Raw genomic sequence first — 13,434 nt, 5'->3', positions numbered from 1 at the left:
CAAGGAAGCACAAATTATGAAAACAAACAAATCACTATTTATTGCAGTGCTAATGGTGTTTGCACTTATTTTCAGTACACCGCAATTTGCAAGTGCAGCACAAACGACAAATGACTCATACCCGCTTTCAACAGGGGTAACATATTCAAACTATACTCATAAAGGTTCTAAAACAAGTGTAGTTAATCATTTAGAAGTAGATTTAACAGACTCTTTCACTAAGGTCGGGTTAGGTTTACCAACTCCGGTTAATACGTTAATGACTACAACGCAACATGCGAACAGTCATACGAAGGAAGGAAATCGGGTAGTTGGGGCAATCAACTCTAATTTCTACAATATGGGGGATGGCTATCCTTTATATTTAATTTCTCAATATAATACTATCGTTACACCAAGCGTTATTTCAGATTCAAGTTCGAACTATGTCAGCCAACCGATCGCATTCGGTATTACAAAGGACGGATATGGAGAGATTGCTTACTATAATAGTAAGATTAACGTTACATATAACGGTCAAACGAATGAAGTAAATGGTCTTAATGTAAAGCGCGGAACAGATGAGGCGGTTGTTTATACACCGCAAAACCATAGTTCTATGACCCCCAACAACGGAAAAGGTATGGAGTTTATCGTTGAAACTGGCAATACAATCGGTGCAACGAAATTCGGCCAGACTTTAACAGGTAAAGTAACTGCAATCCGCGGTTATGATGATGAAACAAAATCGAAAATTCCGCGTAACGGTTTCGTGCTTTCTTTTAACGGATCGGCATGGGGCGATAAATACCGTGGTATTAAAATCGGCGATGAAATTTCGGTAAACTTTGCTATTGATGATCGTTGGATGGATGCACAGTTTATGATGGCAAGTGGTCCGTTACTAGTATTGGACGGCAAAAAAAATCTGACAATCAATGAATCAAGTTCACGTGCAAGAGAAGTTGCACCACGTACGGCTATTGCGATCAGCAAAGATAAGAAGAAAGTACACTTGATTACAGTGGACGGACGTATTAGCTCAAGTGCAGGTATGACGTTACCACAGTTTGCGGATTATCTAGTAAGCCTTGGCTTTGACCGTGCGATTAATTTAGATGGCGGCGGTTCAACAACAATGGGTATTCGTAAATACGGCAGCAACACAGTCGTTTTAGCCAATACACCATCTGGAGGTACGCAACGTCGCGTTTCTGCAATTATAGAAGCAATCAGTACAGCACCAACAACAAATGCACCAAAGTATATTCAAGTAAATCGTGATAAAGTAGGTACGTTATTAGTCGGTGCAACAGTGAAACTTACACCGAACTACGTGTTGGACGAGTATTACAATCCATTGGCAGTAAATGCAAGTGACTTTGTGCTAACACCGCAAAATAACACAGTGTCAGTTAGCGGCTTAAGCTATACAGCTGTAGCACCTGGCTCTGAACGTATAACGGTTTCAAATAAAGGCGCAACACAAACTATTAGCTTCAATGTAGTGGATGCACCGGCTGGACTTTCTATTTCGGAAGTATCAGGTACAGTTGAACCAAATGCATCGCTTCAATTAAAAGCAAATGTAACAGGATCAAATAATGAAACACTAATTTATAACGATTCACAAATTAAATGGTCTATTGATGGAAATATCGGTTCAGTATCCAGCTCAGGTCTTTTCAAATCAAATGGTAAAGAAGGCACTGCCCGTGTAACAGCTACATTAGGAACAAAATCCGTTTCTAAAGAAATTGTTGTAAAGGCTGCAGAAAAACCATTATTCAAGGATATTTCTGTGAACAATGTTTATAAAACAGAAATAAAATATTTAGTTGATAATAACTTAATTAGCGGCTATCCGGATGGTACATTCAAACCCGATATAGCATTAAACCGCGGGCAAGCAGCTGTATTGCTGACTCGTGCATTAGGTTTATCTACAAAAGATGTGCCAAACCCTGGATTTAGCGATCTATCAACAAAGAGCACATATTATGGTGCAGTTGCTGCGATTGTACAAGCAGGCATCATGAGCGGTACTGGTGATGGCAAGTACGAACCGGGCAAACCATTGACTCGTGCTCAAATGGCGAAAATTTTAGTTGAAGCGTATAAATTAACGGGTACTACTTCTACAAAATTTAAAGATGTAAGTACAAAGCACTGGGCATATGATTATATTCATACGCTAGCAGCAAATGAAATTACAACAGGTTATGAAGATAATACTTATAAACCAAGTCAAGAAGTATCACGCGTACACTTCAGCTTATTCTTATACCGCACAATTACACAAAATAAATAAGAGAGAACCTTTGTAAAGTTGCAGCGAGGAATCGCAACTTTTACAAAGGTTTTTTTATGGAGAAAAGAAGGAGTTGGGGAAGAGAGGGGGGAGAGCGGGTGAAATGAAGTTGGTACGGAGAGTTTTAGTGCGTGGAATGGGTTTTTGATGGGGAGAGATGTAAGTATTTGCTTCGGTATTTTTGAAAATATGAAATATTTTGTCGCTGAAGTAGAATGCTTGGGTTGGAAAGTAGAACTTCGTTTCAGGATAGTAGAACGTTTTTCGGGTTAAGTAGAAAGTTTCACTCGAAAAGTAGAACGGATTGCGAGTAATAGCCGAGTTGTCACTATTGTGCGCGGAAGTAGAATGCTTATGGAATTAAGTAGAACTTTGCACTAGGAAAGTAGAACGTTTTTCTGGTAAAGTAGAAAATTTCATTCGAAAAGTAGAACATGTAAGAGTATTCGTCAAGATGTGGTCGAAAGTAGAACGCTTAGATCAGGAAGTAGAACCTCGCGCCAGGGAAGTAGAACATTTCCCGAGTAAAATAGAAAGTTTCTTTCAAAAAGTAGAACGATATAGCTCTAAATGAGAACTTCAAGATCTTAAAGTAGAACTTTACCCTGAAAAAGTAGAATAGAGTACTTCTTTAAGTAACTCATCACCTCCTTTAAGTAGCAACATAATTAAAATTAAAACCTATCTATTATCCTGACTTAAAACATCTTCAGGAATTAAGTAATATACACCACGTCCTTTGCCAAATTGCTCAAAATTCAAGCGCTTCAGCAGTTTTGAAGTAACTGCTTTGCAGTTGATTCCAACAAATTCCCTCAATTCACGATTTGTAATATGGTCCCCGATTAATACTCGATATTGATGTAATGCTAAAAAGAGAGCCTTTTTACTTTTCTCGCCACAGCGTGGGCAAATCCATAACCCGTGATAATAATACATGACATGATGAAATTCACACTTTTTGCAAAGAACGCCATTTCTTATACGATCTCTTTGCACATTCTTGCTTATAGGGAGCCGGCATGCGATAGCCATTAATTTTCTTTCCAATTCCACTAAATCAAGTTTTGTTTCGGCATAGTTTTGATATAATTTCTCCAGAAACTTCGGTAAGCCGCTTAAATGAATAATAGGAGAACCGTCTAAGGACGAATCCAATTTTGTTCTGATATTAGCATTGACTACAATAAATAAAACTGGCAGCTGAATTCGCCACTTTGATAAAAGGCGCGATAAAAATAACTTGTGTCGGTATGCCTGGTCAAATGGATTCGAAAAATTTTCCAGTAACCCTTCCTCAGTTTGACGAGCAAATTCATGAAAGGCAGGTTTATAAAATAGCGTACCTGAAATTTGTTTAACCTCGACAACGAGAAGAAATCTTGTCGTAATTATAAGGGCATCGATTTCATGAGAAAAACCTTTTTCATTTATACACTCAAAGTTATAAAAAATTTTATAGGGACCAACAAAATGATAATCCGCCAATGTTCTCTGCATTTTTAATTCGCCTGCTATTCCAGCTTGGACGCGATAATAAGCCTCTTGATAAGAGGTAAACTCTTCATCATCAGCTTGTAATCTAGACACAAGAGCTTCCAAATAAACAAGTTTTTCAGTCCTGTACAATAAATCACCTCTACTCGGGCATTGAGATAAAAACTCTATGACAGCAATGTATCCGAAAATTTCTAAGCTTGCAAATGCCCTTGAATAGTCATTTATCGCATAAATTCCTCTTCAAAAAGTAAAAATGAAACTAATCTTATATACAAACCGTCTCATTAACGAAAAACTATAAATTTATTGTTAATTTTCTTGTTGGGAAATAGTGTGTTCTTGCCCTCGGGAATATCGTTTCAAACAGACATTATGCTATACTGAAAATACAGATCATAACGCTGAACACATCTACTTCAGATGTGTTTTTCAAATGAAAAATGAAATAAGCCAAGCATACCCAAAACGCTTGATTCAAAGGATGAATGAATAAATGAAAATTGGTATTGTAGGAAATTACGGAAATGATAATAATGGAGACGAGGCGATTTTATTAAGTATTATTCGCCAGCTGCAGAAGGTATTTCAAATTGATACAAAAAATATTACGGTATTTAGTAATAATCCAAAACAAACAGCGGAACGTTATACTGTGCAAAGTTACCCTTTATACTACAAAAACGGTAATGCCGTGAAAACGTTCATGAAGACATACAAGGAGAATTCAAATGTCGTGAAAAACCTTGATTTTGTCGTAATCGGCGGCGGCGGCATTTTAATGGATCTTTATAAACGTGAAGCACCGCTATATGGTTCTTATGCAATGATGGCAAAAAATAATAATGTACCGTATGTTGTCTACGGCTGTGGTGCGGGTCCGCTTAACACAGGTTTAGGGAAATGGTTTATCCGCTATATGGCCAAGCATGCACAAAATATTTCAGTGCGTGATCCGCAATCACAACAGCTGCTAAAAACAATTGGTGTAAAACGTGATGTACCTGTCATTGGGGATCCGGCATTTAGTTTAGAAGTAGAACGTTCAAATTATAGTGATAAACCAAAATCAGTTGGGGTTACAGCAGTCCCATACTACAATGCTTCATATTGGCCAACCGGCGATGAGGCAAAATACGAAAACTATATTGATGGCATGGCGAAAAACCTGGACCGTTTAATTGAAGAGCATAATGTCGATGTAACATTTTTTGCGACAAAATATCCGCAAGATGCTGATGTGACTAAGGATATTCGAGCTAAAATGAAGCGTCCGGAAAATACAAAAATTATTGATGAAAACTTGCCGCCGCAGCGTATTTTGCAAATTACGTCCACGTTTGATGTGCTGATTGGTACAAGACTTCATTCTTTAATATTGGCAACAGATGCGAAAACGCCGATTATCGGTGTGTCTTATCATGTGAAGGTTAATGACTTTTTACAAATGGCAGGGCTTGGAAACTATTCATTACCGATTGATTCGCTTCATGAATCAGACGAAAAATTTGCAATGCTCTTTAACGATATGGCAGTAGATTGGGACGGTGCACAAAACTTAGCGGCTCGTACAAATGCGTCATTTAAAGAAAAATCAGCATTAGGGGAGCAGCTTTTAAAAGAAGGTGCGAAAAAGTAATGAAAAAAGTATTCGTCATTAGCAATATGTATCCATCTAAGGAACATTTAGCTTACGGCATTTTCGTGAAAAATCAGGTTGAGCAATTGGAACGAGAAGGAATCGAAACAGTGCTCGCGGTAAATACCAATCCCGCAACAGGAAAGAAAAATGTTATTTTGAAATATTTAAAGTGGGCACAACAGTTTATGCGTGTATTCCGTGCAAACAAGCGGAATATATCGCTAACACATAGCCATTATGTTTTTCCGAGCGGAATGTTCAGCTACTATTTAAAAAAGCGTCACAATATCCCGTATATCGTGACAGCACATGGTGGCGACATTAATAAAATGGCCAAAAAGGGCGGGCAAATCCGGGAGTTTACGGAGAAGATTTTACAGTCTGCAGATCATGTCATTGCAGTCGGAGAAGAGCTTGCTGCAACGATTGAAGCAACATTCCATGTTGAAAACGATAAAATTTCGGTGATGAGCATGGGGATTGATCGTAAAGTTTTCAAAGAAGCGGACGATAAAAAACAACGTGCCAAAGAGTTAGGGATGGATCCTGATAAGACAAACTTTTTATTCGTAGGCAACATCATACGGGAAAAAGGAGTTACAGAACTTGTGCGTGCATTCAATAAAGTAACGGAATCGCTTCCGCAGCAAGCCGCTCTTTATTGTGTTGGTTCGACTAAAGATAGTAATTTTACTAGCAAAGTAAAAGAGCTGGCTAAGGACAATACAGCGATCCACTTTATCGAACCGATGCCGCAGCAGGAGTTGACGCGTTATTTCCAGGCGGCAGATGTTTTCGTACTGCCATCTTATATTGAAGGACTGGGATTAGTAGCTTTAGAGGCAATGAGCTGTGGCACACCGGTTATTGCATCGGACGTGGGAGGACTGCATTATATGCTGGCGGATGGAGCGGGAGTATTAGTACCTCCGAAAGATGAGATTTTACTTCAGCTTGCACTTGAAAATGCAGTGAAAGACGGAATTGCAGTGAATGATGCGCGTGTAGCCGAGCTGCTTCATACGCATGATGCAAAAAACATTATTGCACGTTTAAAAGAGCTCTACACAGTACACGCGAATTAAAGTAATTGTAATTAAAGGAATGTGATAAGCGTTGAAAGGAATTTTAAAAATAATAGGAGCCGTCGCGGTTATAAATATTTTAGCACGTATGGTCGGCTTTGCTCGTGAAACATATATCGGAATTGAATTTGGTACAACTTTATATTCAGATAGTATTGTTAATGCTTATACAATTCCTAACTTTTTATACTTAGTCATTGGCGGAGCATTTACGACGGCCTTTATATCTATCTACCATAAGACGTCATCGAGCATTACTGAATATATACAGCGAACGTTTACAACGATTGTTGTTTCGATTACGCTCATTGTCATTTTATTTATGGCGTTGGCTGATCCGATATTAATGCAATTTTTCCAAGTGGAAAGTCAGGCAGAGTATGAAATACTGCGCTCGCTTTACTACTGGATGATGCCATCGACGATTATGCTTGTGCTGTCGACTTGGATGAGCGGTATTTTAAATGTCCAGGGCCGTTATCATTTATCAGCATTTTCGGTGCTTATTTATAATGGTTCATTTTTACTTGTATCCGTAGTATTATCCATCACAATGGGACCAATCGGAATGGGAATCGGGGCATTAGTCGGGGCGATTTGTATGTTCCTGTTCCTTGTATTCGGAGTCCGGAACGTAAAAGAAATGTCCTTTAAGCCAAACTTTAAACAGTCTGAAGATCAGAAAATGCTATGGAAAGTTGCGTTGCCGATTATGCTTGGCGGTGCGACTGCACAACTTTACATTTTAATCCAACGGTTCTTTACGAATATGCTGGAAGCCGGTGTTCCATCGGCGATGAACTATGCAACGAAAATGTCCCAGTTCCCGCAGGCGATTTTAATGACTGCCGTAACGACGGTAATCTTCCCGTTACTTAGCAAAAAAGAGGGAGAAGGGGACACAGAGTCGGTAAAACAGCTATATGTTCGCGGGATGCGTCTATTATATTTACTCGTGTTGCCTGTTTCGGTGTTCTTCTACTTCCAGGCAGAAGGTGTTGTACGCATCATATTTGAATATAAAGAATTTGATGCAGAATCAACAGCGATTACAGCGCCATTGCTGCAAGTATTCAGTACGACTATGTTCTTCCTTGCTGCCAACACGTACATTACGCGTTTCTACTATGCGAAGGGTAACTCTGTATTACCGATGATTTTCAGTATTTTAACAGTATTCGGTGTAAATATTGCGGTCGTGATGGCAACAATCGATGAAATGGGAGCAAATGCGGTTGCCTTAGGGACGTTGATCAGTGCCATCGTAAACTTCCTGTTGCTTATAATTGTACTTCAAAGTAAATATCAATTAAAACTTTTGGACAAAAATGTTGGTCAGTTATTTAAGCTAGTTATTATTGGGTTAATTTTTGTCGCAATTAACTGGGCGATTGCACAATGGATTGTAATTGATCAGAAATGGGTTCATGTAATTGTTACATTTATAGTTGCATCAATTAGCTATCTAATAATACTTTTTGCGTTCAAAATGGATGAGCTGCAGCTAGTTACAGGAAAAGTAAAAGGAAAGATTTTAAGAAAAAAATAATATGATGAAGCGCGTATCCTACAATGAAATTGGGGTATGCCTTTTTTTAGTATTTACTATTTTAGTATAGTATTAATAAAAGAAATTTTCTCTTTTCATTTATGTCTATTATCCTTATAACAGGATAATTTATAGATAATGTAATTTAAAATATTGCTAAGTTATGTCAATTGGTTGCTGTTATTAAGAAGAAATATTAGTTATATGAGCGAAAACTTTATTTTAAAAAAGCTTTACTATATAATCATATGTGGAATAATTGGAATTTAATATAAATTACTAAACATCTAAAATAGAGATAAGGGTGGAGAAGTAGTATGGCAAGAGGACGACGTGTAAATTCATGTGGAGAAAAAAGTAAAAAATTATTATTGGAAAAAGCAATCGAGCTATTTTCTACATTTGGTTATCACCAAACAAAAATCAGTGATATTGTGAAATCAGCAGATTTAACACAGCCGACATTTTATTTATATTTTCAAAGCAAAGAAACATTGTTTAACGATTTAAACGAGAAGTTCCATAATGAATTAACTGAGATTTTTTCTAGTTCAGCAAATGATATAAATGACGGGAAATTTGGAATCGACCTTATTCAGGGAAGTTTAACACATATTTTCAATTACTTTATCGAAAACCCTAACTTAACGAAAATCGGTTTTTATGAAGCAGAGCAGTCATCTACAGTGAAGGAAATGCTCGTTTCTAAATTAATACATATCCTTAACACGCAACTAAATGATTCTAATGTTGTAAAGCTGGTGGATGCTAATATTCTGGCAGAAAGCCTCGTTGGTTCGGTGGAACGACTAACATTGACAAATTTACTGACGAATAAAACGAATCCGGAACAGTTAGCGAAAGAGATTTGCATGATTTATTTTGCAACGGAGCTAAGTTTAGTACATTCATAAAATTGAAAAGAGACGATTGCCATAATGCAAATCGTCTCTTTTTCGTTTACTGTTTTGTTGTTACATGTAAATAAACACCGGCTTTTAAATTTTTGCCTTTTTCATTTTTCACTTTAGGATGAACGATGAGGGCATATTCCTTGCCTGCTGTTAACTCTTTGGAAGGGGTAACAACAAGCTGTTGACCCGATAATTTGTGCGTTGTTTTTACGGTATCTGCACCTAGCTCGACTAGTTCAACGGAAGAAGAAGCAAGCTCTTTCGCCAGTTTAGCGGAAAACTTGATCGTAAATGTTTTGTTTAATGGAACATTCTTTAATGCAGCAAGTTCTTTATAGTTTTTTAAGTTTGAAGCGATTGTGTCGTAATGTGCTTTAAAGAGAGGTTCACTTGTTGTTTTAATATGAGGTTTAACCCCAACTTCATTTATTTTCGTACCTTTTGGACCATAAAAATGACCTACTGTTAATTTTAGAAAACTGCCATCTTCAAGTTCGAAAAATGCCTGCATAGAACCTTTACCATATGTTGTTTCACCGTAAAGCGTAACTGCTTTTTGATCAGCGAGGGCTGCTGCAGTCATTTCGGATGAACTTGCACTATATCTATTTACAAGCATTTTCGTATTTTCAGGGAATGTTGTCGATTGCTTCATCGAACGTACAATAGATGTCCCCGAAGCTTCCTTCAGCTTGTAGGCATAGGTGGCATTCGGGAACATACCGATAAGCTGTTCTGCCGCTGTTACATACCCGCCTCCATTATTTTGCAAATCGAAAATAAATGATTTTGCCCCTTTATTTTTCAAGTCACGAATGGCTTTTGATACGAGGCTTGCTGTATCGTTTGAAAATGAATTCAATGAAATATAGCCCGTATTACCGTATAAAAGTTTTGTTTCCACATTAGGTAGTGAGAAAGCTTTACGTGTTAATTTTTTCGTTAAAATTGTACCGTCTTCACGTGAAATCGTGATAGAGACCGTTGTATTTGCTGCTCCTTTTATACGGGAAGAAGCCTGGTCGATTGTCAGCCCTGCAACCGGTTTTCCATCGATCTCTGTGATGATATCGCCAACTTTTAAGCCTGAATTTTTTGCACTGCCCCCATCGATTAATTCAGAAATTTGAATACCGCTTTCTACCTTTTCAATGACTACACCGATACCAACAGTAGTAAGCTCAACACCATTAAAAAACTCATCGAATTCTTCCGGTGTAAAGTAATCGGAATACGGATCAAGCATGTCTGCCAATTGCTCGATACTCGTGGCACGGTTGATGTCACCGTTAACATTCCCTACATAGTTTTCCTTAACAATCTGTTTTGCTTCATCTAAAGGAGCACCTAGCACCGTCAAAGGGACAGCCAGGCACATGATGAAAAACAGCATTGCTGATAAATGTTTTTTTAGCATGAGTCCACCTCATTAAATTTATTTTTCTATAATGTATTGCGTAATGCCATGATAGGGATATTACCATATTTTATCATGAAAGCTTCCCAAATTTATGGTAACAAGGAAAAATATTTTAAGCTATTTTTAGTCAATAAAAGAGGGTAAGTTACAAGTTTTTACACTTATAACTTACCCTTTCTATCTTCATTCAGCTGAAAACACTCACCTCTGTAGGTAATGATGAATGCTTGTTTTTCAATTCAGCGAGAGTTTCAATCCCCCCACTGAATGAAGATGAGCCCCTGGCGGATGTCACAGATTTTTTAAAGGACCCTTTTTGAGTAAACTCAAAAAAATCTGGACGCAATTACGCCGAGGCGTAATTGATAGTAAATAAACTTATTTTCGTTTTGCTAAATACATGATGTAGCCGATGACACCACCGACTAGTGATGGTACAACCCAAGCGATGCCTTGCTCATAAAACGGGAAGAGTGATAAAAAATTATCGTAAGCTTCAATTTCGAAGCCGGCCTGTTTGATTCCGTCGTATATTGCAACAATCCCTGTGAAAATTAAAGCCATACCATATACGCTCGGTGCATGATTGAATAAATTTCCGAATAGTGCAAAAACCATAAGCACGATTGCGAACGGATAGATTGCAACTAAAACAGGTAATGAAAGGTTGATTAAATCCGATAATCCAAAGTTTGAAACACCGAAGCTGAATAGTGCAAAAATCACTAAGTACACTTGGTAAGAAAGTTTCGGGAAAATCTTATGGAAAAATGTTGCATTTGCAGATAAGAGACCTACAGATGTTGTTAAACAAGCTAAAATGATTACGGCTGATAAAATAATCTTACCGGCTTGTCCATATAGTTGCTGTGCTGCCAAAGAAATAATTGTACCGCCATCTTCATGGAAGCCGATTGCCGATGTACTTGTTACCCCGATATAACCTAATGATACATAAACAAATGCTAAACCAATTGCAGCGACTATTCCTGCGAAAATTGTGATTTTAACCTGTTTTACTCGATCAGTTACACCACGGGCAACTAATGACTGAACGATAACAATCCCGAAAACCAATGATGCGAGTACGTCCATCGTTAAGTATCCTTGAATGAACGATTCACCAAAAGCGTTATTAATATATGGTCCCTGTGCTTCACCAGGTTCACCTAACGGAGTAATAACTGCTTTAATCGCAAGTAAACAAATAACGACTAAAAGAGCAGGTGTTAAAATTTTTCCGACACGGTCGACGATTTTTGTCGGGTTATATGCTAAGTAGAATGTGATTCCGAAAAAGATAAGTGTTGTAATGAATAATGGAATCCAGCTACCTTTCATTGCTTCTGTTAAAAACGGCTCTACACCGATTGAATAAGAGACAGCGCCAGTACGCGGAATTGCAAAGAATGGTCCGATCGACAAGTAAATAATCGAAGTGAAAATTATACCGAAATATGGATTAATGCGGCCAGCCAATATTTCTAAGTCTCCGCCATTCTTTGCGACGGCAATAATACCTAATAGAGGCAACCCGACTCCTGTTATTAAAAATCCGATCATGGATATTACAATATTTTCCCCAGCCATTTGGCCTAATTGTGGTGGGAATATGATATTACCTGCACCTAGGAACAATGCAAATAACATAAAACCTACCGCGATATTCTCACGGAAAAAACTTGACTTGCTATTCATGTTGACTTAACTCCTTTAATTTGAAAATACAAAGTTTTCTAAAAATTTAAATCTTTTAACAAAAACTAATTCTATCATAAAATTATTAAAATACAAGCATATTTTCAGAAATCAATTTGCGCTAAATCAGTAACCATGAAAACTTAGTTAATTTCTATTACACCATATTAATATGTAAGTATAATAATATGAAGAAGGTATAACCATCTAAAGAAATTTCTCATTAAAAGAGGGTTGTATCCTCTATTAAAAATTAAGTAATATATAGTTAAGGTAGTTTCATGGAAAAGGGGGAGTTTTCATATTGAATAATAATTGGAAGATAGTGCTGACAGGTGTAACGTTTTCACTTGCACTATTCATCGCACCAGATGCCCAAGCATCCACCTATACGGTGAAACATGGCGATACGTTAACAAAAATTGCAAAGGCCCACAACACGACGATTAATCAGCTTAAACAATGGAACAAACTATCTCAAGACCGCATTTTTATTGCACAAAAACTGGTCGTTACGCCAGCAAAAAGTACAGTGAGCAAATCGACAGCAGCAACTAAAACGGCAACATCTAAAACGAAAACAACTGCTGTTTCAGTTATAGAGGAAAAAGTCGAAAGCCCGCAAAATGGAGTTTCCCATACCGTTATTAAAGGTGATAATTTAACAAAGATCGCTAAAAAGTACAGTATCTCGGTAGCGAGTATTAAACAGTTGAACAATTTGAAATCAGATGCGATTATAGTTGGTCAAAAGCTGACAATTAGCCAGCAGTCAGCTAAAGACTTGGCAGTTGAAGCTCCTTCTGCCAAAACAGTGGAAGCTGAAATTAATTTTAATCAGACAGCTGATGAAGCGATTGAAAAACAGTTAAAGAATGAAGTTGCACTAGCGGGGAAAGTTTCGCAACAAACAGAGCGCCTCTATGGACAAGCTATCCAAGCGGCTAACGCAGTATTAGGAACTCCTTATAAATATGGCGGAACAACAACAGATGGATTTGACTGTAGCGGATTTGTAAACTACATATTTAATTCTGTCGGTGTCCAAATGGATCGCAAAAGCAGTCTCATGTATTTCGAACAAGATACGACGAAAGTAACGCAACCTGTACCAGGAGATTTAGTATTTTTCAAAAATACATTTATCCCTACGATTTCACATATGGGCATCTATTTAGGTAACAATGAATTTATTCATGCCGGTTCAAAGGGTATTACGATTTCAAATGTCCAGGAAAAGTATTGGGCTGAGCGCTTTGTCGCGTATAAACGCCTGAATAATTTAAAATAAAATATTAAAGAACTAATAAGTGTTGTTGAAAATTGCTTATTAGTTCTT

9 protein-coding genes are annotated in these 13,434 nt (G+C 37.5%); 6 read left to right on the top strand and 3 right to left on the bottom strand.

What is annotated here, in order from left to right; genetic code table 11:
• The first annotated feature begins 16 nt into the window (after positions 1-16).
• The gene (locus tag ABS917_RS10625; RefSeq protein WP_350478945.1) at positions 17-2,290 is read left to right on the top strand and encodes an S-layer homology domain-containing protein; all 2,274 of its coding nucleotides are present in this window, start codon (positions 17-19) and stop codon (positions 2,288-2,290) included.
• A 681-nt stretch (positions 2,291-2,971) separates the two neighbouring features.
• Here the strand turns inward: ABS917_RS10625 and ABS917_RS10620 are convergent.
• The gene (locus ABS917_RS10620) at positions 2,972-3,880 is read right to left on the bottom strand and encodes a nuclease-related domain-containing protein (protein ID WP_350478944.1); all 909 of its coding nucleotides are present in this window, start codon (positions 3,878-3,880) and stop codon (positions 2,972-2,974) included.
• 403 nt (positions 3,881-4,283) lie between these two features.
• On the opposite strand from ABS917_RS10620, the gene ABS917_RS10615 reads away from it, so the two are divergent.
• The 4 genes from ABS917_RS10615 (at position 4,284) to ABS917_RS10600 (ending at position 8,977) form a co-directional block, all read left to right on the top strand.
• A complete protein-coding gene (locus ABS917_RS10615; RefSeq protein ID WP_350478943.1) occupies positions 4,284-5,426 on the top strand; it encodes a polysaccharide pyruvyl transferase family protein in 1,143 nt (380 codons plus the stop codon).
• Positions 5,426-6,514: a glycosyltransferase gene (locus ABS917_RS10610; RefSeq protein ID WP_350478942.1), complete on the top strand. Its 1,089-nt coding sequence runs from the start codon at positions 5,426-5,428 to the stop codon at positions 6,512-6,514. The genes ABS917_RS10615 and ABS917_RS10610 overlap by 1 nt, the downstream gene beginning before the upstream one ends.
• A 31-nt stretch (positions 6,515-6,545) precedes the next feature.
• Positions 6,546-8,063: a murein biosynthesis integral membrane protein MurJ gene (murJ, locus tag ABS917_RS10605; RefSeq protein ID WP_350478941.1), complete on the top strand. Its 1,518-nt coding sequence runs from the start codon at positions 6,546-6,548 to the stop codon at positions 8,061-8,063.
• A 317-nt stretch (positions 8,064-8,380) separates the two neighbouring features.
• A complete protein-coding gene (locus ABS917_RS10600; protein ID WP_350478940.1) occupies positions 8,381-8,977 on the top strand; it encodes a TetR/AcrR family transcriptional regulator in 597 nt (198 codons plus the stop codon).
• Between the two features lie 46 nt (positions 8,978-9,023).
• Here ABS917_RS10600 and ABS917_RS10595 read toward each other — a convergent pair whose 3' ends face one another.
• Both ABS917_RS10595 and brnQ read right to left on the bottom strand, forming a co-directional pair.
• Positions 9,024-10,394, bottom strand: coding sequence for a S41 family peptidase (locus tag ABS917_RS10595; RefSeq protein WP_350478939.1), 1,371 nt, complete (start codon positions 10,392-10,394; stop codon positions 9,024-9,026).
• Positions 10,395-10,775: 381 nt separating this feature from the next.
• Positions 10,776-12,095, bottom strand: coding sequence for a branched-chain amino acid transport system II carrier protein (gene brnQ, locus ABS917_RS10590; RefSeq protein ID WP_350478938.1), 1,320 nt, complete (start codon positions 12,093-12,095; stop codon positions 10,776-10,778).
• Positions 12,096-12,399: 304 nt separating this feature from the next.
• Between brnQ and ABS917_RS10585 the strand changes: the two genes are divergently transcribed.
• Complete coding sequence (locus ABS917_RS10585; RefSeq protein ID WP_350478937.1) at positions 12,400-13,386, top strand: C40 family peptidase; 987 nt, start codon at positions 12,400-12,402, stop codon at positions 13,384-13,386.
• Positions 13,387-13,434: the final 48 nt, after the last annotated feature.

Source organism: Solibacillus sp., from assembly GCF_040273735.1.
Lineage (GTDB): Bacteria > Bacillota > Bacilli > Bacillales_A > Planococcaceae > Solibacillus.
The sequence above is the reverse complement of the archived record's forward strand: the minus strand, read 5'-3'. Positions and strand labels throughout refer to the sequence as shown.